Source organism: Arthrobacter sp. Cza30 (assembly GCF_059090765.1).
The window spans coordinates 350,485-373,333 of sequence record NZ_JBNHGA010000001.1 but is presented as its reverse complement, the minus strand read 5'-3'; the positions used below and the strand labels follow the sequence as shown (position 1 = coordinate 373,333).

Sequence of the window (22,849 nt, the reverse complement as noted above, 5' to 3'; positions counted from 1 at the left end):
ATGACCCTCACCGACTTCGAAGCCCCCGCGACCGTCGCCACGCCGACGCATCGCAAGCCCGCGCCGAGCCGCGCCCGCCGCAAGGCGCTGCGGCTGGTGCGCCGCATCCCGGTGTGGATCGTCGTGACGATCCTGCTGGTGGTGGTGCTCTACCCGCAGGTGTGGATGGTGCTGGGGTCCTTCAAGACGCAGTCGGAGTTCCTCTCGAACCCCGCGCTGTCGCTGCCGGAGACCTGGCAGTTCGACAACTACATCACCGCGCTCACCAACGGCAACGTCGGGCAGAACTACCTCAACAGCATCATCGTGACGATCCCGTCGGTGCTGCTCATCGTGTTCATCGGCGTCGCCGCCGGGTACGCGCTCGAGGTGATGATCTGGAAGGGCCGCAACGGCACGCTGCTGTACATCCTCGCCGGCATCATGGTGCCGGGACAGATGATCCTGGTGCCGCTGTTCATCGTCTACTTCCGGCTCGGGATCACCGACTCCCTGCTGCCGCTCGTCATCACCTACACCGTGATGGGCCTGCCGCTGACGACGTTCCTCATGGCGACGTACTTCCGGTCCGTGCCGCGCGAGATCTTCGAGGCCGCCACGGTCGACGGGTCGAGCCCCCTGCGATCGTTCTTCGTGATCGGGATGCCGATGATGAAGAACGCGATCCTGACCGTCGGGCTCGTGCAGTTCTTCAGCGTCTGGAACGATCTGCTCATCGCGCTGACGTTCACCACGCGTCCGCAGCTGGCGACCATCCAGGTGGGCCTGCTGAGCCTGAGCGACGAGTACGGCTCGACGCAGTACGGACCGCTGTTCGCCGCCGTGAGCATCAACATCGTGGTGCTGCTCATCGTCTTCCTGACGCTGAACAAGAAGATCATGGCCGGCATGGCCGGCGGCGCTCTGAAAGGCTGATCCCATGACGTCCCCCACCGCGCGCATCGCCTTCGTTCACACCGGCGCCGTCGTCATCCCGCCGGTGACCGACCTCGCCCGCGAGCACCTCGCGGGAACGAGCACGGTCAACTACCTCGACGACAAGATCGTCGCGGATCTGGGCGATCCCGAGCGCGCGGCATCCGTTCCCGAGCGGCTCACCGACCTCGTCAGCGCCGCGAAGAGCGCCGGCGCCGACGTCGTGATGCTCACGTGCTCCTCGATCTCGCACCTCGCGGCGCCGGTCGGCGAGGCCGTCGGCATCCCGGTGCTGCGCATCGACGAGGCGATGGCCGATGCCGCCGTGCAGGCCGGCGACCGGATCGCGGTGCTCGCAACCCTGCCGACCACGCTCACGCCGACCCTCGGGCTGCTCCGCGAGCGTGCCGACCTCGCCGGGCGGTCGCCGGAGTTCGCCAGCGAGGTGATCGAAGGAGCGTTCGCCGCCGTCTCGGGTGGTGACCGCGCCGAGCACGACCGGCTCGTGGCGGCCGCGATCGAGCGCGTCGCCGTCGACGCCGATGTGGTCGTGCTCGCCCAGGCCTCGATGGCGTCCGCGGCCGAGGCCGCCCACGTCGACGTCCCGGTGCTGACCAGCCTGGAGCCCGGCATCCGTCGCCTGAGCGAGGCCGTCGCCGCTCTCTGACGCCTCCGGTCGTCAGCGTTCCGTCTCGAGCGAGAGCGAACGCCTCCGAGCGAGGGTTCAGGCCCGGCCGGCGAGCTCCTCGGCCGACCGCAGGTCGGTGACGAGCGTGGTCACCCATCCGCCAGCAAGAGCCCCGTGGATGGCCTCGAGCTTGCGCGCGCCGCCGGCGATGCCGACCCGGCGCGGGATGCGCATGAGGTTCTCGACCGGGATCGCGATGATGCGGTCGTCCACCTCGCCGCGCACGAGCGTGCCGTCAGCGCGGAAGATGCGGTGGCAGATGTCTCCGACCGCGCCCTGGGCGAGCAGCGTCGCGCGGTCGTCGGGTGCGAAGGCGTTGCCGCTGGTGGCGAGCACGTCCGACGGCTCGATGCTGCCGATCCCGACGAGGGCCATCGTGAGCTCGTTCCAGTGCCGCGTCACCTCCTGCATCGACGGGTCGTGCAGCAGGCTGTCGCGAACGGCAGGGTCGGCGACCACACCGGGTGCCTGCACGTAGACCGGCTCCGCGCCGAGGATCCTCGCGAGTTCGCCCAGGATGCGGTTCGAGTGGCTCTGCGCCTCGGGCGCCCCCACGCCCCCGAGAAGCTGGACGACCTCGGTCGCACCGCGCACCGTGAAGGGGCGCATCCGATCGACCATCGCCAGCACGGTCTGGCTCCACGACGAGACGCCGATCCGATCCGAGCCCGACAGCGTCGCCTCGAGATACGCGGCCGCGCCGGCGCCCACCGAGGCGAGGAGCTCCTCCTCGTCGGCATCCGGGTCGACGTCCACGACGACCGCTTCGGCGAGCCCGTACCGCTCCTCGAGCTGCTCCTCGAGCTCGGCGTAGACGCCGGGTGCCACCGTCACGATCGTCCGAACGATGCCCAAGGACTCCGCGCGCTTGAGCAGACGGGAGACCTTCGCCTGTGAGATATTGAGCGCGGAAGCGATGTCTGCCTGTCGCACGCCCCGCTCGTGGTACATCCGGGCGACCTTGGTGAGCAGCCGGACCTGGCCGTCGGCGGGCCGGGGGTAGCGGTTCGGCGACACGGTTCTCCGATCGGGCGATCCGCATCCTGTATCCGGATTCGCTAACGAAAGGATATTCACTTTTGCGCCGCCCGGCCACTCCTTCTCCGGTCGAATCTCCCGGAGCCGGATGCGCCAGACTGGGCTCGGCGCGGCCTCGGCGTGTCGGTACGGCCGGGCGCGTCGCACATCGACCTGCCTCGCCACCGTGGAGGACGCCAATGACCGTGCCGCCCGAACCGCCTGTCGTGTCCACCCGAGCCGGCCGGGTCCGGGGCGTCTGGCGAGGGGAGCCAGGGACGAGGCGCGCCTCGGCGGCGTTCCTCGGGATCCCGTTCGCCCAGCCGCCGGTCGGTGAGCTCCGCTACGCCGCCCCTGTCCCGCCCATACCGTGGGACGGAGTGCGCGACGCGACCCGGTTCGGGGCCACCGCGCAGCGCGGCGATCAGGGGATCACCCTCATCCCCGAGCCCAGCGTCCCCGGGGAGTCGACCCTCAACGTCAACGTCTTCACGCCGGCTCCGGGCGAGCCCGCCCGGCTCCCGGTGCTGGTGTGGATCCATGGCGGCGGCTACATCTCGGGCTCGCCCGCCAGCCCCTGGTACGACGGGCGGTCGTTCAATCGGGACGGCGTCGTCACCGTCACGATCTCCTACCGCCTGGGCTTCGACGGATTCGGTCACATCCCCGGCGCCCCGTCCAATCGCGGCGCGCGGGACTGGCTCGCGGCGCTCGCATGGGTGCGCGAGAACATCGCCGGGTTCGGCGGCGATCCGGAACGCGTCACGATCGGCGGGCAATCCGCCGGGGGCGGGGCCGTGCTGACGCTGCTGGGGATGCCGGCGGCCCAGCACCTCTTCCACTCGGCATGGGCGGCATCCAGCGCGCTCGGGGACGTGTCGCCGGAGCGCGCCCGCACGGCGTCGGCGAAGCTCGCCCGCCTGGCCGGAGTCGCACCGACGAGGGAGGGCTTCGCCTCGGTGCCCGAGGAGAGGCTGCATGCGCTGCAGCGGAGGGCGGGTGAGCCGGACTCGAAGGATCCGGTCGCGATCGTCGCGGCGCTGCTGGAGCAGGGTCTGTCGTGGGGGCCGATGATCGACGGCGACCTGATCCCACGGCACACGGTCGATTCGCTCGCCGCCGGCGTCGGCTCGGACAAGCCGCTCGTGCTCGGCACCACCGACGACGAATTCACCATGGCCACCGAGCGCGAGCGCGGCACGCTGCGCTTCGTGCCGGTGAGTTTGGCGCTGGCACGACTGGGCATGGACCGAGAGCGTCGCCGCGCCTATGTCGCGGACAACCGCCCGCAGCTGCGCAAGGGCAACGCCGCCTTCCTGGGGCGCTACGCGACGGACGTGATCTTCCGCTCCACGGTGATGCGCGTGGCGGACGCGCGCGCCGATGCCGCCACGTGGGTCTACCGTTTCTCGTGGCCGTCCCCGACGCGCGGGTGGGCGCTGCACTGCCTCGACGTGCCGTTCCTGTTCGACTGCCTCGACGAGCCTCACGTGCCTGCGATCGCCGGGGACGCACCCCCGCGCCGGCTCGCGACCGCCGTGCACGGCGCGGCGGTGGGGCTCATCCGCGACGGCGATCCCGGGTGGCCGCGGTGGTCCGCCGAGCGGCGGCCGACGCGCGTGTTCGGCGGCGAGGCGTCCGCTCCGGATGTCATCGGGGACGGCTACGCCTCCGTGCGCGCGCTGCTCTGACCCGCGCACACGGCTTGCCAGAGCGCGGGGACGACCGCGCGCACCGCCTCTCGCGCCGGCGTCAGACCGGCACGGCGACGGACACGCGGCGGCTGTGCGTCCCCGAGCCGAGGCGCTCCTCGGGTGCGCCCTCGAGGTCGAGCACGGCTTCGGCGCCGACGGGCACGATCACCTCCACGTGGAGGGCGCCGTCCTCGAGGCGCCACGCGATGGATGCCTCGCCGTACGGCGTGAGCTGGCGCGCCGACGCGGAGGTCAGGCCGCCGCCGGGCCGCGGAGCGAAGCGGATGCGGCGGTACCCGGGCTCTGCCGGCGCCAGGCCGGCGATCACCCGGTGCATCCAGTCCGCGACCGCGCCCAGCGCGTAGTGGTTGAACGACGTCATCTGCCCGGGGTTGACGGTGCCGTCCGGCAGCAGCGAGTCCCACCGCTCCCACACGGTCGTGGCCCCCTGCTCGACCTGATACAGCCACGACGGGCACTCGCGCTCGAGGATCAGGTCGTACGCCGTGGAGACGTGCCCGTTGGCGCTCAGCGCGTCCGACACGAGCGGCGTGCCGACGAAGCCGGTGGCGATGCGGTTGCCCGCCTCGTGCACCAGCTGCGCCAGACGGGATGCCGCGGCATCGCGCTTGGCGGCATCCGTGATGAGGTCGAACTGCAGCGCCAGCGCGTACGCCGTCTGCGCGTCGCTGGTCATCGTGCCGTCCTCGTGCACATACTCTGCCGTGAACGCCGCCACGATCTCGTCGGCGAGGGTGTCGTAGTGCACCTGCTCGGGCTCGAGGCCGAGCGCCTCGGCCATGCGGGCGACGGTGCGGGCCGACTTGGCGAAGTACGCGGTCGCCACGAGGTACCGGTCGGTGCGGGCGTCGGCCGGGTCCTCCGGAGGGGCCGCGGGGTCGAGCCAGTCGCCGAGCTGGAAGCCGGTGTTCCACAGGCGCGAGGGCCCCGAGAGCCGCTCGAGCAGGTCCACCCAGCGCCGCGCGCTGTCGAACTGCGCGCGCAGCACCCCGAGGTCGCCGAAACGGTCGTACAGCGTCCACGGCAGGAGCGTCGCGACGTCGCCCCAGGCGGCTCCCGGACGCATCGGCGTCCACTTGTCGACCGCGGGGATCACCGGCACGTACCAGGGCACCGTGCCGTCGGGCAGCTGCTCGATCGCCACATCCCGCAGCCAGCCTGACAGCATGCCCGAGACGTCGTAGAGCGTGGACGCGGTGGGGCCGAACACCTGGATGTCGCCGGTCCAGCCGATGCGCTCGTCGCGCTGCGGGCAGTCGGTAGGGATGTCGACGAAGTTGCCGCGCATGCCCCACACGACGTTCTGATGCAGCCGGTTCAGCGCCGGGTCGGAGCACTCGAACCAGCCGGTGCGCTCGAGGTCGGTGTGGTAGACCCGCGCGACGAGTGCGCCCGCCGCTGCGTCGGCGTCGAGGTCGCCGGGCCAGCCGGACACCTCGACGTAGCGGAACCCGTGGAAGGTGAAGCGCGGCTCCCACTCCTCGATGCCACGGCCGGCGAGCGTGTAGTTGTCGGTCGAGCGAGCGGCGCGCAGTGGACGGGTGTAGATCTCCCCGTCCTGCATCACCTCGGCCGTGCGCAGGGTCACGGTGGCGCCGGCCGGTCCGCTCACGCGGATGCGGACGCGTCCGACGAGGTTCTGCCCGAAGTCGAGGATGCGGGAGCCGCTGGGGCCGGTGAGCACCTCGACCGGCCGCAGCTCCTCGGTGGCACGCACCGGAGGAGCGGTGGGCGCGACGAGCGTCGCGGGGTCGCGGTGCCGCTCCTGCACGCCCTCCCACGCGGAGTCGTCGAAGCCGGGGCTCGACCAGCCGGGCAGCTCCTCGCGGGCGTCGTAGTCCTCGCCGTCGTAGATCCCGCTGTGCAGGATCGGGCTCGGCGCCGATCGCCAGGACCAGTCGGTCGCGACGATCTCGCGTGTGCCGTCGTCGTAGGTGAGCTCGAGCTGGCCGAGGAAGGACTGGTCGTACCCGTAGATGTTCCGGAATCCTCCGCGCCACCCGAGCCGCCCGCGGTACCAGCCGTCGCCGAGCCAGGCGCCGATCGCGTTCGCGCCGGGGGTCACCAGGTCGGTGACGTCGTAGGTGTAGTACCGCAGCCGGGTCCCGTACACCGTCCAGCCGGGCGAGAGCGCGTCGTCGCCGACGCGCTCGCCGTTGAGCTCGGCCTCGTACAGGCCATGTGCGGTCGCGTACAGGCGCGCCCGAACCAGTCCGTGGCGGACCGCGAACTCCCGCCGCACCAGCGAGGGCCGACGGTCGTCGGTGTTCGGGTTCTCGTTGCGCGTGGCGCCCACCGGCCGCGCCAGCCAGTCCGCGGGCTCGAGCAGCCCCGCTTCGAGCGTGGTAGGAGCGGATGCCTCGGACCACGCGCCGTCGGCGCCCCGCACTGCGACCCGCACGGTGGCGATGTCGCGTGAGCGCAGCGGCTCGGCGGGCCACGGGACGAGCACCTGGTCGCCGCCGTCCACCTCGTACGAGCGCCGCGAGCCGTCACGGTCGATGTCGACGCGGTACGCGGTCTGCGTCCAGTCGGCCGGTGCCGAGCTGACGGTCCACGACAGTCGCGGCATCGGCTCCCCGATCCCGAGAGGCTCGCGATGATGCTCGATGCGCGGGGCGTCGACGATGACGACCATGTGTTCCTCCAGATTCGAAACGTTTCAACTAAGCTTAGCCGGACGGTCGCGGCGCGAGGAAGTGCCGGGCGGACGGAGGAGCACATGATCATCGGGGTCACCGGCAGCGGCGGCAAGCTGGGGCGCGCCACGGTGGAGCGGCTGCGCTCGGACGGCCATGACGTCATGGGATTCGACCTGGCCGGAACCCCGGGACCCGGGTTCACCCGCGTGGATCTCACGGACTTCGGTCAGACGCTCGATGCCTTCCTGTCGGTCACCGCGCGACACGACGGGCTCGATGCCCTCGTGCACCTCGCAGCGATCCCGGTGAACGGTCTCGTGCCCGACGCCGCCACCTTCCACAACAACGTGGCGGTCTCGTTCAACGCGCTGTTCGCGGCCCACCGGGCCGGCATCCGCACGATCGTGCTGGCCTCGAGCATCACCGCGATGGGCTTCCCGTTCGACGAAGCGCCGCCGTCGCTGCCGGTCGATGAGACGTACACGAGCGCCAACAACACGTACGGGCTCGGCAAGGTGGCCGAGGAGGCGATCGCCGCGCAGCTGGTGCGCTGGCATGACGACACCTCGATCACGGCGCTGCGGTTCACCAACGTCGTCGCGGCCGACGAGTATGCGACGTTCCAGCGCGCCGCCGAGCCGGACTACCGACGCGACCTCCTGGGGTCGTGGATCGACGCCCGTGACGGCGCCCAGGCGGTCGCCCTCGCACTCGCGGCGGCCCAGCCGGGTTTCGAGGTCTACAACGTCGCCGCACCCGAGTCCGGCACGGCAGCGCCCTCGCGCGAGCTCGCCGCCCGGTGGTTCCCCGGCACGCCGGTGGCCGACGACCTCGGCGAGTTCGAGTCGCTCATGTCCACGCGGAAGATCCGCGAGCGCCTGGGCTTCGCCGCTGAGCACGACTGGCGCCGTTCCGTGGCGGGCTGACGTCGTGAGTCGCCCCGGGATCCGAGAGGTCGCCGCCCATGCGGGTGTCGCGATCGGCACCGTCTCGACCTACCTGAACCACCCCGACCGGGTGTCGGTGAAGACCGCTCAGCGCATCGGAGCGGCGATCGAGCAGATCGGGTTCGTCCCCAACAGCGCAGGACGTCAGCTGCGGCTCGGCGTGAGCAGCGTGATCGGCTACCTCTCGCCGGACGTCGGCAACCCGCACTTCGCAGAGATCGCCGATGAGGTCGAGCGGCGCGCGGCGGAGCTCGGGGTGACCGTGTTCTTCGCGAACTCCCATGGCGACCGCGCCCGCGAGGATGCCTACCTCGCGGCGTACGAGCAGCAGCAGGTGCGCGGGCTGCTCGTGGCCTCCTTCGAGGAGATCGAGGACCGCCTGGCGGTGATGCGGGAGCGCGGCACGCCCTCCGTGCTGGTGGGCCAGGAGGCCCGCACCCCGACGCAGCCCTCGGTTTCCATCGACGACGTCTCGGGTGGGCGGCAGGCCATGGGTCACCTCGTCGAGGTCGGATGCCGCCGACCGGCCTTCGTCGGGGGCCCCGGCGGTGTGCGGCAGGTGGCCGACCGCCTGGCCGGCGCCCGAGCGGTCGCAGCAGCTGCCGGCGCGGACCTCGAGGTCATCGATGTCGCGGACCGCACGCTCGAGGCCGGACGTGCTGTCGGAGCGCAGCTGGTGGCGCGTCCGGCGGGCGACCGGCCGGACGGGATCTTCGCCGCCAACGACGTGCTCGCGCTCGGCATCCTTCAGGCGCTCGCCTCAGGCGGCGTGGTGGTGCCCCGCGACGTCGCCCTCGTCGGCTACGACGACAACGAGTTCGCCGAGGCGTCCCTGATCCCGCTCACCAGTGTGCGGGCTCGCCACGAGGATTTCGGTGCGACCGCCGTCGACCTGCTCTTCGAGGTGATCGACGGGAATCTCGTCGATCCTCATCGCGTCTTCGCGCCGGCGCTCATTGTGCGCGAGAGCACACGACCCCGTCCCTGACCGACCGACACCGAAACCATCCGGAGGATGATGATGTCCCGCCCGCTGTACCGTCCCGTCGAGCTGACCTTCCAGGCCGATGCCGCGCTCCCCGTCGGAGCCGAGGCTCCCGTGACCGTGACCTTCCGCCACGCCGCCGGCGCCGAGACGACGGTGCCGGGATTCTGGGACGGCGGCACCACGTACCGCGCGCGCTTCGCCCCCGAGGAGACCGGGGTGTGGCAGTGGCGTGCCGAAGGACGCGGGATCGAGCTGGATGCAGCGTCCGGGTCGTTCGAGGTCGTGCCCGGCGAAGACCACGGGCCCGTCCGCGTGGCGCATCGTTTCCACTTCGCGCACGCCGACGGCACGCCGTTCCGGCCGGTCGGCACGACGGCGTACAACTGGCTGCATCAGGACGAGCCCCTCTTCTCCTCGACGGTCGACGCGATCGCGGAGGCCGGCTTCAACAAGTTCCGGTTCATGGTCTTCCCGCAGGGCGGCGGCTACGTCGAGCACGTGCCCGACCTGATGCCGTTCGAGAAGACCGACGGCCGCTGGGACGTGTCGCGTCCGGTGCCGGAGTTCTTCCAGCGCCTGGACCGGGCGGTCGAGCTCCTGGGCGAGCGCGGCATCCAGGCCGACGTCCTCATCTACAACGCGTACGACCGCGGACAGTTCGGGCTCAACGAGTTCAGCGAGGAGGAGGACGCGATCTACCTCCGCTACCTCGTCGCGCGCCTGGCGGCCTACCCCCACGTGTGGTGGTCGCTGTGCAACGAGTTCGACCAGCTCGAGCGCCCCGACGACCGCTGGGACCGCACGGGCACGCTGCTCGCCGAGATCGACCCCCACGACCACCTGCGTTCGATCCACAACTGGATCGAGCTGTACGACAACAACCAGCCGTGGGTCACGCATGCCTCCATCCAGAACGGGTCGGTGACCACGGACTTCGGTCGCGCGAACCTGTACCGGGATGTCTACGGCAAGCCCGTCGTGCTCGACGAGATCAAGTACGAGGGCGACATCCCCGAGCGCTGGGGGCAGCTGGACGCCCATGAGCTGGTGCACCAGTTCTGGGTCACCACCGTCGCCGGGTGCTACGCCTCGCACGGCGAGAGCTTCCTGACCGACAGCGGCAGCCTGCACATGGTCGAGGGAGGTCCGCTCCGGGGGGAGTCGCCGGTGCGCCTGGCGTTCCTGCGGCGCTTCCTCGAGGAGATCGACGCGCCGGGCCTGGATCCGATCGACAAATGGGACGACCCCGCCTACGTCGCCGGCGACCCGCGCCGCGTCTACGTCCAGTACCTCGGCCGCAGCGCGCCTGCCACATGGGAGTTCCGCCTGCCGATCGGCGTGCCGGGGGAGCGGCCGGAGCCGGGCGACGTCTTCGAAGTGGACATCGTCGACACGTGGAACATGACGATCACGCCGGTCGGGCGACGGTTCACCCTCACGGACGTGCAGCGCAACGACGCGTACGATCGCGAGTCCGCGCCCGTGGAGCTGCCCGCCGGTGAGGCGCTCGCGCTGCGCATCACCCGCGTCGGGGTCTGACCGTGGCTCAGCCAGGCTCGGGTCGCGCCGCGCCGATCGTCGGGGAAGCCGTCGACCGGCTGGCGCCCTGGCGCGGTGGGCCGCGGCTGGGGGCGGCCTACTACAACGAGTACCTGCCCGATGCGGGGCGGCTGCACACGGACCTGCGTCTGATGAAGGATGCCGGCATCTCGGTGATCCGCGTGGGCGAGTCGGTGTGGTCCACGTGGGAGCCGCGCGACGGCGAGTTCGACGTCGAGTGGCTGACGCCCGTGCTGGATGCTGCCGGTGAGTACGGCATCGACGTCATCCTCGGCACGCCGACCTACGCGGTGCCGCCGTGGCTGGCGCGCAAGCACCCCGAGCTCGCCGTCGTCCGCAGGGACGGCCGGGCCGTGCCGTGGGGCGGGCGTCAGGAGGTCGACTACACGTCCGAGGTGTTCCGCCGCTACGCCGAGCGGGTCATCCGCGCGGTGCTCGAACGGCACGGACGCCACGCCGCGGTGATCGGCGTGCAGCTCGACAACGAGGCCGGCCTGCATCTCATCCACAACGACGATGTCGTCGCCCGGTTCCGTCGCTGGATCGCCGAGCGGTACGGCGACGTCGAGACGCTCAACCGCGAGTGGGGGCTGGCGTACTGGTCGCACCGCATCTCGGACTGGGACGAGCTGTGGCATCCCGCCGGCAACACCACGCCCGCGTACGAGCTGGCGTGGCGGCGCTTCCAAGCCGAGCAGACGGCGGAGTTCATCGGCTGGCAGGCGAAGATCGCGCGGGGGCTGGTGGCCGACGGCGTGTCGCTCACGACCTGCATCGCCTACCAGCGCCCCGCGATGGACGACGTCGCGGTGGGTGCGCACCTGGATGTCTCGAGCGGCAACGCCTACTACCTGGCGCAGGACCACCTGGATGCCGCGCGCCAGGGCTCGGGCGGTCAGTGGTACGCCGACGACGTGGCGCAGCTGGTGCTCATGGCCGACCGCATGCGCGCGACGCACTTCGACCGGCCCGCCGCCCGTGGCGGATTCCTCGTGACCGAGACCGGCGCCGCCTCGATCGGAGCGGCGTGGCTCACGCGGCCCCCGTACGACGGTCAGCTGGCCCAGGCGGCATGGCTCCTCGTCGCTCGCGGCGCACGCCTGGTCTCGTACTGGCACTGGCACACGCTGCACTCCGGTGCGGAGGTGCACTGGGGCGGCATCCTGGGGCACGACCTCGCACCCGGTCGCATCCATGCCGAGGTCGCCGGCGTCGGCGGGCAGTTCGCGCGGGCGGGGGAGTGGGTCGCGGATGCCGAACCCGACGCCGACGTCGGCCTCGTGTACGCGCACGACAGCGAGTGGACGATGGCCTTCGAGCCGCCGTTGGCCGCTGCCGACGGGCCGGACCGGGGCGCGTACGCGCGGATCGTCGGGGCGTTCGGGCGTGCCGCCGTCGACGCGGGGCTGCAGGTCGGCCACGTCAACGAGCGCCAGCTGCCTGAAGCCGGGGAACTGCTCGCGCGCTTCCCGGCGCTGATCGTCGCGGGCCTCATCGCCGCGTCCGACCGCACCCTCGCCGTGCTCGACGAGTACGCGCGGCGCGGCGGTCGGCTCATCGTCGGTCCCCGCACCGGCTACGGGGATGATCAGGCGCGCATGCGCACGTCGGTGGCGCCCGCGGTTCTCGGCGCGGCGGCCGGTGTCGCGTACCGGGAGTTCGCGGCACTCGCCGGTCCCGTGCCGGTCGTGGCGGAGCGGGAAGGCGGAGCATCCGGCCACGCACACGGCTGGGTCGATGCGCTGGAGCCCGGTCATAGCGCGACGACGCTCCTGCGCTACGACCACCCGCACTACGGGCGGTGGGCCGCCGTGACGCGCAGCGAAGTCGGCGAGGGCATGATCACGTTCGTGGGCACGCTGCTGGACCGTTCCCTGTTCCGCGCCGTGGTGGAGGACGCCGTCGGCAGACCGGCCACGCCCACGCCGATCGGCGCCCGACCTCTCGAGGTGACGGCGCACTCGCTGGTCGGCGCGCGGGGACGGGTCTGGGTCGTGCACAACTGGTCGCCAGAGCCGCGGACGGTCGAGCTGACCCGCGGTGTGGCATCCGTCCTCGACGACGCCCGGCACGATGCGGGATCAGCGGTCGCCCTCGAGCCCTGGGGCGTCCGGGTCTGGCGCGAGGGCTGACCGACCGACTCGCGGCCGTGCGACCCCGGAGCGCGGGCTGCAGGGGAGAGGCGGCTGGACCGCCGACCGGTGCGCCGGAGCAGCGGCCCCTGATACTCGTCTTCCCCGCCGCGGTCAAGCCAGTTCCCGCGGGGTCGCCGCGGTTCGTAGCGTCGCTCGACGGCCGAAGCCGGCAGACAAGGGGGCAGCCCAGATGCACGTCGATTCTCACGATCGCGAGCCCGGATCGCGCAGCACCCGGACGATCGCCGACCAGACCGTCGGCGAGCTCGGCGGCCGCCTCAGCGTGCTCAGTCGCCAGAGGGCCGACCACGAGAAGCTCGACACGCTTCTCCGACGATTGGCGAAGGCGTCGCCCGAGGACCAGCTCCCGGTGCTGCTGGAGCTCTACCGGCTCGTCTTCCCGCACGCCTTCGCCGAGGAGGCGGTGCTGTGGCCGGTCATGAGGCGTGTGCTTCCGGACGGGGAGGAACTGACCCTGCAGGTCGAGCAGGAGCATCAGGAGGTCAACGAACTCGTGACCCGCCTCGAGGCGCTCGAACTCGGATCAAGGGAGCGTCAGCCTGCGCTCGACCGCCTGGCGGACGTTCTCCGCGACGACGTTCGCGACGAAGAGGACGAGCTGTTCCCGCGCCTCCAGGCTCGGGTCTCAGCCGGCCGGCTCAGGCTTCTCGGTGTGGCATGGGAGCTGGTCCGCCGGATCGCTCCCACCAGGGCCCATCCGATCGTCGCGCGACGCCCGCCGGGCAACGTCATCGCCGCTCTTCCGCTGTCGATCCTGGACCGGTCACGTGACCGGCTCGACGCCTGGCGCCTGACGAGTCCGAGCTGGGCCGAGGGAGGACTGCGCGCGACCACGGGCGCGCTGACCCGGGCGGCGCACGCGCTCGAGAGCCTCGGTCCTCTCCGGCGGGGCGAGGACCCCTCCACCGCGGTGCGGCCACGCGTGGCGAGACGGTCGCTTGTGCTCTGGGCCTCGTCAGCGGTCGTGGTCGTGACGAGCGGGGCCGTGGCGCTCAGGGCGCGTCGATCGCTCTGAACAGCGTCACGCTGAGCGAACGCGGCCTCGCTCGGAAGAGTCCGTCGACGTAGGATCCGGAGCATGGCCCGCTCCGCTCGCAGTCCGTGGACGATCGTGCTGAGCGGCTTCTTCGGGGCGGTCGCCCTGAGCCTCGCATTGGCCTTCGCCTGCGCGGTGTGGGTCAGCGCCAACGACGTGGAGCTGCCGCCGGTACCCGCCGACACGCGCTGAGCCGCTTCCCACTGACGCCGTCAGCGGGACTCGGCCACGCATCGACCGGAAGACGCATGCTTGACCTCGTCTCGCACGAAACCCTATCCTCGGGCCCATGACGACGGACCATGTCGCGACTACTTCGCGCCGTTCGACCCGCCTGTTCTCCATCATCGCCCGCGTGCTGCTGATCCTGGCCGGCCTCGTCACTTTCGCCGGTGCGATCTTCTTCACGTTCTTCGCCTCGCCCGAAGAGGGTGGGGTATCCACGGCCGCCGACTGGGCGGTGGCAGCGTGGTCGCTGGTGATGTCCATCGGATACGTCGTCGCCGGAGTCCTCCTCCGGCCGGGACGCGCGAAGGTGTACTGGTTCGCGATCGGCCTGGTGCTGCTTCACCTCGTCTTCGGTCTGGTGAAGCTGATCGGATACCAGGAGTACGAGTCCTGGCCCTTCTTCGTGGTCGACGTCGTCATCCTGGTCTCGCTGCTGCTGAGCCGCCGTCCCCGCTGACGCTCGCGCCGGCATCCGCGGGTCCGGGCTCTCCCGGAGTCGGCGCACCGGCGAGCGAGGTGAACGTCAGTCGAGGGTCTGTCTGGAAGCGTCGTCGCAGATCGCCTGGCGCACCCGCCACACGGGGAAGCCACTGGCCTGCGAGATCAGGTCGATGTCGAAACCGTGCTTCCTGTGGGCGATGCGCACGGCATGGATCCGTGCCGCCGTATCGCCGTAGGCGAGAGCGAGCTCTGTCGCGTACCGTTCCCACACGGTGACGTCGTACCCCAGACTCATCCGTCGGCCTCCATTCGCACAACGCGGCCAGCGTGCGGCAAGGGCCCCCGCCGGCTGAGGCCCTTGACGAACGGGACGCCGGCAGTTAGCGCCGCGGCGTGGAACGACAGAGAGGCTCGGGTCGTGCGGGCCGAGCGGAGCTGTGGAGGTGGTGGGCTCGGTCAGAACTCCGCGACCACCGGGCGCCCTTCGAGCCAGGCGATCATGTTGAGCACCAGGAAGTTCCAGTTCTGAAAGTTGCGTGTCATGATCGGCTCGCCGTTGTCGGGGTTGTAGTACTCGTGGAGCGAGCCGGTGGTCTCGAGGTCGCGGCCGAACAGGCGCACGGTGTCCTCCGCGAGCTCCCGCGCGTCGTCGGTGAACCCGTACTTGAGCAGGCCGCGGAAGACGAGGTAGTTGCTGACTCCCCAGATGGGGCCGAGCCAGTTCGAGGGGTTGTTCGACGCGCGGAGGTTGTACTGCTTCTCCAGGCGCGAGAGCGTCCGTACGCCGTAGTTGGCGCGGAACGTGCGGCGGTCGAGGACCCGCTCCCGCATGCGGTCGGCCTGCTCCTGTGAGGCGAAGCCGGCCCACAGCGGCAGGAAGCTCGACCAGCTGTCCACCCGCAGAAGGACCGACGACCACGAGCGGGGAGCCCCGCGGTGCAGCCAGTCCTCGGGATCGATCGGGCGCAGGGCGAGGTCGGCGCTGTAGAACGTGCCGTCGCGCTCGTCCCACAGATGCTCGTTGATGGCGTCGGCGAGATCCTGCGCACGCCCGCGCCAGCGGTTCGCCTCGCGCACCTCATCGATGTCCTCCAGCAGCGACCCGTACGCGAGCAGCTCCCGGTACAGCAGCGAGTTCAGATAGATGGATGCCGTGCTCCGGTCGGGTCGGTAGTAGACCGAGGGGTCGTTGTCGACGCCGATCGCGAAGTCGGTCTGCCAGTAGGCCAGACCCGTCTCCGCGTGGATGTGGCTCTCGAGATAGCGCTCGAGGAATCGCTGCAGCGCCGGCAGGTCGCGGCGGATCCACTCGGCGCTGCCACGGCGGCGCGCGAGCAGCGCCGCCTGCTGGGCGAGCACGGGCTTGTGCATGTTCTCCGAGAACCCGGCCGCGCGGCTCGGGTCGGCGTGCAGGAACGGTCCGTCGGGCTTGAGAAGCACCGGCATGACGCCGTCCTCGTCGGTGTGCTCGAGGAAGTTGCGGATGGTGCCCTCTTCGTACGCGCCGAAGCGTCCGGGTTGCCCCGTGTCGGCTTCGACCTGCCCCAGCACGACGCTGATGAACCAGGAGTCCCAGTCCCACAGCGCGTCGGAGTAGTACGGAGAGTCGGGAGAGCTCGGCACCGTGTAGGGGTGCGAGAGGATGCCGGACGGCTCCCGGGTCATCTGCACCGCGTGCTCGCGGAGGAGGTCGCGCACGAAGTGCTCGACGCCGCCGCCTGGTGACCGCAGGACACTACCGTTGCGGTGTGCCCACCGACGACGACCCGTTGCCCGACCGCCCCATTCCCGACAACCCCGCAGGGAAGCTGGTCCTGCTGCGCCACGGCGAGACCGAGTGGTCGAGGCAAGGTCGGCACACCGGACTCACCGACATCCCGCTGACCGCTCGGGGGGAGGATCTCGCGCGCAATGCGGGTCGGTTCATCGGGCGCTACGACTTCTCCCTCGTCCTGACCTCACCGTTGCAGCGCGCGCAGCGGACCGCTGCATTGGCGGGCCTGCACGCCGAGATCGATCCGCTGCTGGTCGAGTGGGACTACGGCGGCTACGAGGGACGCACGACCCGCGACATCCGTCACGAACTGGGCTACGACTGGAGCGCCTTCACGCACGGCGTGATCCGGGGGCGCACACCCGGAGAGACGGTGGAGGAAGTCGCCGCCCGCGCCTCTCGAGTGCTCACCCGCGTGGTGCCCGCGATGGCGCAGGGCGATGTCGCCCTCGTCGCCCACGGGCATCTTCTGCGCATCCTGACGGCCGTGTTCCTGCGGATGTCGCCGCGCTTCGGGGCGCAGCTGACTCTGGACGCGGGTTCGGTGTCGGTCCTGGGCTACTACCGGGAGCAGCCGGCGATCCTGTCCTGGAACTACGGCGTCCAGCTCCCGCTCGCGCCTTCCGAATCCTGACCGGCCCCCGCTCAGCGGCTCAGCGGCAGCGGCTCAGCGGGTGCCGAACCACACCCTCCACGAGGTCGCCTCGCGAGGCACGCGGTACCGCTCCGGAAGCGCAGGACCGACGGATGCCGAGCCCAGGCCCTGCTGCATGCGGTCGATGTTGAGCCACACGCGGCCGGAGTCGACGAGCTCGTGCGGCTTGGCGGCGCGCTCGAGGTCGTGCGAGGTCCAGCGCCGTGCCGTGAAGTCGAACTCCGGCCGACCCTCGACGCGCAGGGTCGGCAGATCGGCGCCGGCAACCTCGAGCCACCGCGTCTGCACATGGTTCCCGTTCTCCTGCGGGACCGGGTACGGCACCTGCAGCTCATCGATCGAACGCTGGAAGCGGCCCACCCGCGAGCCCTCGAACGAGTCGACGTAGGTCTCCCCCGGACCCCGCCCGAACCACGTCGCCTGCTCGGCCGCCCCGGGCAGACCGAGCAGGAGACCGAGCCGCGGCACCCAGATGTCGCGGTGCATGTAGGGCGTGTCCGCCCACGGGCCCACGTAATCGACCTCGACGTCGAGCGCGAGACCGTTCCCCTCCGCCCTCCACGACATCGTCCATGCGACCCCGTGCGGGTGCGTGCGCGGCGCTGTCCGTCCGCGGACGCGCAGCCCCTCCTCGACGAGCGCGACCTCGTCGACGCGGTGCAGCAGGCGGTGCAGCTGCGTCTTGCGCCACACCGACGCGACGTTGTTCATGTCTCCCTGGCCGTGGTCGTTCTCCGTCGGCGCACGGTACAGATCCAGCACCGGACCGTCGAGCTCCAGATCGCCCAGACGCACCAGGCGCCCCGAGTCCGTATCGAACACCCCTGCGCCGACACGCGCGGTGCCCGCGGACGGACCGACGATGCGCGCAGCGGGACCGTCCCGCCCGGCCCGCGAACGGTGCGCCGGCTCCTTCCGTCGAGAGGCGGATCTCACGTGCTGGCCCCACGCCACCACGTGGCCGGCAGGCGCCCAGAGCGCGTCCTCCGCGAGTGCGGCCTCCACCGTGAGCACCACATCGACGGACCCGGATGCCGCACTCCCCGCAACGGCGCCGAGAGCCGAATCAGCGTCGCCCGCCCCCGCTGCATCAGACACCAGCGGTGCAGCGGCATCCGGAAGGGGAACCTCCACCGACTCGCCGGGCGCGAGGACCGGCACCTCCATCGCACCCTCGGCCACCACCGCCCCGTCGGCTTCGATGCTCCAGCGGAACACGAGATCCGACGTGTCCGCGCTGTGCCGATCACTGGCGACGCGGACGCCGTCCGGCGTCACCGCGATCGAGACCGTCTCGTGCGCCTTCGCCAGCTCCACCAGACCGGGAGTCGGCGTGCGGTCGCTGAAGACCAGCCCGTGCAGACTGAACCGGCCGCCGCGCGGCTCGTAGTCCACGTCGTCGCCATGCATCGTGAACGGGATGCCGTCGGCCGTGTGCGCGGTGAAGCCGTGGTCGATCCACTCCCAGACGAAGGCTCCGCAGAGGCGGTCGTACGCCTTGATGATGCGCCAGTAGTCCTGCAGCGAACCCGGGCCGTTGCCCATCGCATGCGCGTACTCGACCATGAGGAACGGCAGCCCGCGGCGTCTCTCGTCGTCGGCATCCGTGATCCCTCCCGACGCCGCCGAGCCGTCGGCGGTCGAGGAGTCGTTGAACACCATGCCGTGCATGCTCAGCCGCCCGCCCCGGGGCTCCTCGCGTCGCCCGATGCTCTCGAGCAGCTCCAGAGACGGATACATGAGCGAGTAGAAGTCGGAGTCGCGGTAGCTGGGATCCCGCTCGTACAGCACCGCGCGCGACGGATCCCGCTCATCGAGCCATCGGCGCATCTCGCCGAACGCGGCACCGGTCATGCTCTCGTTCGCGAGGGACCAGACCACGACGCACGGGCGGTTCTTGTCGCGCTCGACCGTGCGGTGGAGCCGGTCGAGGACCGCGTCACGCCATTCGGGCAGCGCGGGCGGGTTGTGCTGCCAGCCCTCATAGATGAAGCCGTGGGTCTCGAGGTCGCACTCGACGATCACCCAGAGCCCGTACTCGTCGCACAGTCGCAAAAACTCCGGATGCGGCGGATAGTGGCTCGTGCGGACCGCGTCGATGTTCGCACGCTTCATCAGCACGATGTCCCGGATCATCGTGTCGCGGTCGAGCGTGCGACCGGTCTCGGGATGATGCTCGTGACGGTTCACGCCTCGGAAGACGACCGGCCGCCCGTTGACCATGAAGACGCCGTCGACGGTCTCGACGCGCCGGAACCCCACGCTGAGCTCCACCGTCTCGCCGCGCGAGCGCAGCGTGCCGCGATAAAGCCGGGGACGCTCGGCGCTCCACGGCTCGACCGCCACGGTCGCGGACTCGCCCGCAGGCATCCGGATGCCGAGCTCCGGGATCTCGACGACCGCCTCGGTCGAGGCATCCACTCGGAGCGTGCCGAGCCCGGTCGCGGCGTCGTAGTCCGCGTGCACGAAGTGATCGTCGATCGCGCCGTCGGGCCGCTCGAGCAGGTCGACGTCACGGAAGACGCCGGGCAGCCACCACATGTCCTGATCTTCCAGGTACGTCCCCGTCGACCAGCGGTGCACGCGGACGCAGAGCACGTTGCGGCCGGCGCGCACCGGCGCGTCGAACTCGAAGGGCAGCCGACTCCCGCTCGACCAGCCGAGCTCCCTGCCGTTGAGCCAGACCTTCGCACACGAGTCGACGCCCTGGAAGCGCAGCACCGCGCGCCCGAAGTCGGCGGGAACGTCGAACACGAGCCGGTAGTCGCCCGTGGGGTTCTCCGTCGGCACGCGGGGCGGGTCGAGCGGGATCGGATAGGCGGTGTTGGTGTACAGCGGACCCTCTTCGGTCCCCAGCATCCGGCGGGCAGGGCCACCGGCGAGCGGTGTGAACTCCTCCAGCACCCAATGCGACGGGACCGGCATGGCATCCCATGCGCTGTCGTCGAAGTCGTCGGCGAGGAACGCCTCGCCGGTCCCCGCCGCCGAGGGGGCGAGACGGAACCGCCAGGTGCCGTTGAGGCTGAGGCTCCGCGCGTCGCTCACGACATCGGCACGGGGCGCGCGACGACCCGCGCCCGGATGCGTACTCTCCCAGTAGCGGCCGTCGTCCGACGAACCGATGGTGGTGCCCACGACGAATCCGCTACTCTGCATATCCATAGGAGCGTGCATATCCATTCTGTACTGAATGCGATGGCAGTCTAGCCCAGGCAGGAGTCCCCGTGGCAACCATCACCGCGCCGGCCGCGCACGCGCACGCGCACGCCGGCATCCCGGAGGCCGTCGCCGCCGCCCTCGGCGAGGCATCCCGCCTCTCCACCCGCGCGATCGATCGCACCGCCTACGCGGCGGACGCCTCCCACTTCCTCCTCACGCCGCGCGCCGTCGTGATCGCCGAGGACGCCGCCGAGGTCGCACGGGTGCTGCGAGCGGCGAGCGAGACCGGCTCGCCGCTGACCTTCCGCTCAGGGGGCACGAGCCTCTCGGGCCAGGCGTCGACCGACGGCGTCCTCGTGGACGTGCGGCGCCGCTTCCGCCGCATCGACGTGCTCGACGACGGACGACGCGTGCGCGTCCAGCCCGGCGCCACGGTGAGGCAGGTCAACGCCCGCCTCGCCCGCCACGGGTACCGGCTGGGGCCCGACCCGGCCAGCGAGATCGCGTGCACCATCGGCGGCGTTGTCAGCAACAACTCCAGCGGCATGGCCTGCGGCATCACCGAGAACACCTATCGCACGCTCGAGGCGCTCACCTTCATCCTGCCTTCCGGAACGATCGTGGACTCCGGCGCGCCGGACGCCGACGAGGCGCTGCGCGCCGCGGAGCCGGAACTCGTCGACCGCCTCCTGCGTCTGCGCGATCGCGTCATGTCCGACCCGCGATCGGTCGAGATCATCCGCCGCCAGTTCGCGATGAAGAACACCATGGGCTACGCAGTCAACGCGTTCCTGGACTTCGACACCCCGGCACAGCTCCTCGCGCACCTCGTGATCGGCAGCGAGGGCACGCTCGCATTCGTGGCCGAAGCGACGTTCCGCACCATTCCCATCCAGCCGCACGTCGCGACGGCGCTCGCGGTCTTCCCCGACCTGGACGCCGCGACCCGGGCGCTGCCCGGCCTCGTCGAGACCGGCGCCGCGACGCTGGAGCTGATGGATGCCGTGTCGCTCCGTGTCGGGCAGACCCTCGCGGGCGCCCCTCGTCAGGTGGCCGACCTCACGGTGCGCGACGACGCCGCACTGCTCGTGGAGTACCACGCTCCCGATGACGCCGTCCTCGCAGAGCTCGTCGCCCGCGGCGCCGGTGTCCTGGCAGCACAGCCGCTGCGGTCCGCGGCCGCGTTCTCCAGCGACGCCGCCGAGCGGGCCGCCGCGTGGAAGCTGCGCAAGGGCCTCTACGCCTCCGTGGCGGGGGCCCGCCCCCGCGGCACGACGGCCCTGCTGGAGGACGTCGTCGTCCCCGTCGAAGCCCTCGCCGCCACCTGCGCGAGCCTGCAGACGCTGTTCGACCGGTACGCCTACCGCGACAGCGTCATCTTCGGTCACGCCAAAGACGGGAACATCCACTTCATGCTGACCGACCGCTTCGAGACGGCCGACCAGCTCGCGCGCTACGCGGCCTTCACCGAGGACATGGTGGACCTGGTCCTCGACGCCGGCGGCAACCTCAAGGCCGAGCACGGCACGGGCCGCGTGATGGCCCCGTACGTGCGCCGCCAGTACGGCGATGAACTGTACGACGTCATGCGCGAGCTCAAGCGCCTGTGCGACCCGCGCGGGATCCTCAATCCCGGCGTCATCATCGACGAAGACCCCGAAGCGCACCTCCGCCACATCAAGCTGGCCGAGCCCATCGAACCCGAGGCCGACCGCTGCGTCGAGTGCGGATACTGCGAGCCGGTGTGCCCGAGCAAGGACCTGACGATGACGCCGCGTCAGCGGATCGTCACGCGCCGCGCGATCGCCCGGGCGGAGGCATCCGGTGACCGCGCGCTCGCCCGCGAGCTGGAGCAGGACTACGACCACCCGGGCGTCGACACGTGCGCGGTGGACGGCATGTGCCAGACGGCCTGTCCGGTGCTCATCAACACCGGCGCCCTGGTCAAGCGTCTCCGCCGCGAGAGCGCGAGTCCCGTGGCGAGCGCCGCGTGGAAGGCGGCCGCTTCGGCGTGGAGCCCTGCCACGCGCGCAGCATCCGTCGCGCTCACCGTCAGCGACCACGCGCCCGCCGCGCTCGTCACCGCGGCGACCGACGCCGCTCGGGCCGTCCTCGGCGCCGACACCGTGCCGCGGTACACCGGCGACCTGCCGGGCGGCGGTCGCGCACGCGGCCGGCTGGGCGGCGTGATCGGATCCGGCGACGGCGCCGCGGTCGCCGTGTACATCCCCGCCTGCGTCAACACCATGTTCGGCCCGGCGGGCGAGGGCATCGGCGTGACGGAGGCGTTCCGCCGACTCGCCGAGCGCGCCGGTGTGCGCCTCGTCGTCCCGGACCGGGTCGACGCGCTGTGCTGCAGCACGCCGTGGACGTCCAAGGGCTACGCCGGCGGCCGCGACGTCATGACCCGGCGGGTCGTCGAGCAGGTGCGCCGCTCGACCCGCGACGGCGACCTGACGATCGTGACGGATGCCTCCAGCTGCACCGAGGGATTCGTGCACCTGCTGGCTGACGCCGGCGTGCGAGCACGCGTCGAGGACGCGGTCGCGTTCGCCGAACGGGTGCTCCTGCCGCGTCTGGACCTCACGCGCGAGCGGATCGGCACCCTCGCGCTGCATCCGACCTGCTCCTCGACGCAGCTGGGACTCGATCCGGCGCTGCGCCGGGTCGCCGAAGTCGTCGCGGAGGAGGTCGTCGTGCCCGATGCCTGGGGATGCTGCGCCTTCGCCGGCGACCGCGGGATGCTGCATCCCGAGCTCACCGCGTCGGCCACGGCTCCCGAGGCCGCCGAGGTGCGAGCGCTCGGGGCCGATGCGCATGCGTCCTGCAACCGCACGTGCGAGCTGGGCATGTCCCGCGCCACGGGCAGCGACTACCGCCACGTGCTGGAGCTCCTCGAGGAGGCGACCCGCCCCGCCGCCCGGTGAA

The 22,849-nt window shown here is 71.2% G+C and carries 17 protein-coding genes; 12 read left to right on the top strand and 5 right to left on the bottom strand.

Annotated elements, in window-relative coordinates; translation table 11 throughout:
* Together AC5RVZ_RS01580 and AC5RVZ_RS01575 are read left to right on the top strand one after the other, a co-directional pair.
* Window positions 1-915, top strand: coding sequence for a carbohydrate ABC transporter permease (locus tag AC5RVZ_RS01580; RefSeq protein ID WP_494064707.1), 915 nt, complete (start codon window positions 1-3; stop codon window positions 913-915).
* A gap of 4 nt (window positions 916-919) precedes the next feature.
* Window positions 920-1,582 carry an aspartate/glutamate racemase family protein gene (locus tag AC5RVZ_RS01575; protein WP_494064033.1) on the top strand — a complete coding sequence of 221 codons (663 nt, stop codon included), beginning with the start codon at window positions 920-922 and terminating at the stop codon, window positions 1,580-1,582.
* Between the two features lie 57 nt (window positions 1,583-1,639).
* On the opposite strand, the gene AC5RVZ_RS01570 is transcribed toward AC5RVZ_RS01575, so the two are convergent.
* Window positions 1,640-2,620: a sugar-binding transcriptional regulator gene (locus AC5RVZ_RS01570; protein ID WP_494064032.1), complete on the bottom strand. Its 981-nt coding sequence runs from the start codon at window positions 2,618-2,620 to the stop codon at window positions 1,640-1,642.
* 200 nt (window positions 2,621-2,820) lie between these two features.
* Here AC5RVZ_RS01570 and AC5RVZ_RS01565 point away from each other — a divergent pair, with 200 nt between their 5' ends.
* The gene (locus AC5RVZ_RS01565; RefSeq protein WP_494064031.1) at window positions 2,821-4,311 is read left to right on the top strand and encodes a carboxylesterase/lipase family protein; all 1,491 of its coding nucleotides are present in this window, start codon (window positions 2,821-2,823) and stop codon (window positions 4,309-4,311) included.
* A 61-nt stretch (window positions 4,312-4,372) separates the two neighbouring features.
* Here AC5RVZ_RS01565 and AC5RVZ_RS01560 read toward each other — a convergent pair whose 3' ends face one another.
* A complete protein-coding gene (locus AC5RVZ_RS01560) occupies window positions 4,373-6,973 on the bottom strand; it encodes a family 78 glycoside hydrolase catalytic domain (protein WP_494064030.1) in 2,601 nt (866 codons plus the stop codon).
* A gap of 84 nt (window positions 6,974-7,057) precedes the next feature.
* On the opposite strand from AC5RVZ_RS01560, the gene AC5RVZ_RS01555 reads away from it, so the two are divergent.
* From AC5RVZ_RS01555 to AC5RVZ_RS01525, 7 genes are all read left to right on the top strand, one after another.
* On the top strand, window positions 7,058-7,903 hold the full coding sequence (locus AC5RVZ_RS01555; RefSeq protein ID WP_494064029.1) for an NAD-dependent epimerase/dehydratase family protein: 846 nt from the start codon (window positions 7,058-7,060) through the stop codon (window positions 7,901-7,903).
* Window positions 7,904-7,907: 4 nt separating this feature from the next.
* Window positions 7,908-8,912, top strand: coding sequence for a LacI family DNA-binding transcriptional regulator (locus AC5RVZ_RS01550; protein WP_494064028.1), 1,005 nt, complete (start codon window positions 7,908-7,910; stop codon window positions 8,910-8,912).
* Between the two features lie 27 nt (window positions 8,913-8,939).
* Entirely contained in the window at window positions 8,940-10,451 is a 1,512-nt protein-coding gene (locus AC5RVZ_RS01545) for an apiosidase-like domain-containing protein (RefSeq protein WP_494064027.1), read from the top strand.
* A gap of 2 nt (window positions 10,452-10,453) precedes the next feature.
* Window positions 10,454-12,604 carry a beta-galactosidase gene (locus AC5RVZ_RS01540; RefSeq protein ID WP_494064026.1) on the top strand — a complete coding sequence of 717 codons (2,151 nt, stop codon included), beginning with the start codon at window positions 10,454-10,456 and terminating at the stop codon, window positions 12,602-12,604.
* Between the two features lie 193 nt (window positions 12,605-12,797).
* Window positions 12,798-13,643 (top strand): hemerythrin domain-containing protein, encoded by an 846-nt coding sequence (locus AC5RVZ_RS01535; protein WP_494064025.1) that lies wholly within the window; start codon window positions 12,798-12,800, stop codon window positions 13,641-13,643.
* Between the two features lie 63 nt (window positions 13,644-13,706).
* Window positions 13,707-13,856: a hypothetical protein gene (locus AC5RVZ_RS01530; RefSeq protein ID WP_494064024.1), complete on the top strand. Its 150-nt coding sequence runs from the start codon at window positions 13,707-13,709 to the stop codon at window positions 13,854-13,856.
* Between the two features lie 97 nt (window positions 13,857-13,953).
* The gene (locus tag AC5RVZ_RS01525) at window positions 13,954-14,349 is read left to right on the top strand and encodes a hypothetical protein (protein ID WP_494064023.1); all 396 of its coding nucleotides are present in this window, start codon (window positions 13,954-13,956) and stop codon (window positions 14,347-14,349) included.
* A gap of 66 nt (window positions 14,350-14,415) precedes the next feature.
* On the opposite strand, the gene AC5RVZ_RS01520 is transcribed toward AC5RVZ_RS01525, so the two are convergent.
* Window positions 14,416-14,628, bottom strand: coding sequence for a hypothetical protein (locus AC5RVZ_RS01520; RefSeq protein WP_494064022.1), 213 nt, complete (start codon window positions 14,626-14,628; stop codon window positions 14,416-14,418).
* Between the two features lie 161 nt (window positions 14,629-14,789).
* Window positions 14,790-16,031: an MGH1-like glycoside hydrolase domain-containing protein gene (locus AC5RVZ_RS01515; protein WP_494064021.1), complete on the bottom strand. Its 1,242-nt coding sequence runs from the start codon at window positions 16,029-16,031 to the stop codon at window positions 14,790-14,792.
* Between the two features lie 50 nt (window positions 16,032-16,081).
* Here AC5RVZ_RS01515 and AC5RVZ_RS01510 point away from each other — a divergent pair, with 50 nt between their 5' ends.
* Window positions 16,082-16,741, top strand: a complete 660-nt coding sequence (locus tag AC5RVZ_RS01510) for a histidine phosphatase family protein (protein ID WP_494064020.1) — start codon at window positions 16,082-16,084, stop codon at window positions 16,739-16,741.
* A gap of 33 nt (window positions 16,742-16,774) precedes the next feature.
* On the opposite strand, the gene AC5RVZ_RS01505 is transcribed toward AC5RVZ_RS01510, so the two are convergent.
* Window positions 16,775-19,924: a glycoside hydrolase family 2 TIM barrel-domain containing protein gene (locus tag AC5RVZ_RS01505; protein ID WP_494064019.1), complete on the bottom strand. Its 3,150-nt coding sequence runs from the start codon at window positions 19,922-19,924 to the stop codon at window positions 16,775-16,777.
* Window positions 19,925-19,995: 71 nt separating this feature from the next.
* On the opposite strand from AC5RVZ_RS01505, the gene AC5RVZ_RS01500 reads away from it, so the two are divergent.
* Window positions 19,996-22,848: an FAD-binding and (Fe-S)-binding domain-containing protein gene (locus AC5RVZ_RS01500; protein ID WP_494064706.1), complete on the top strand. Its 2,853-nt coding sequence runs from the start codon at window positions 19,996-19,998 to the stop codon at window positions 22,846-22,848.
* The last annotated feature ends 1 nt before the right edge of the window (window position 22,849 follow it).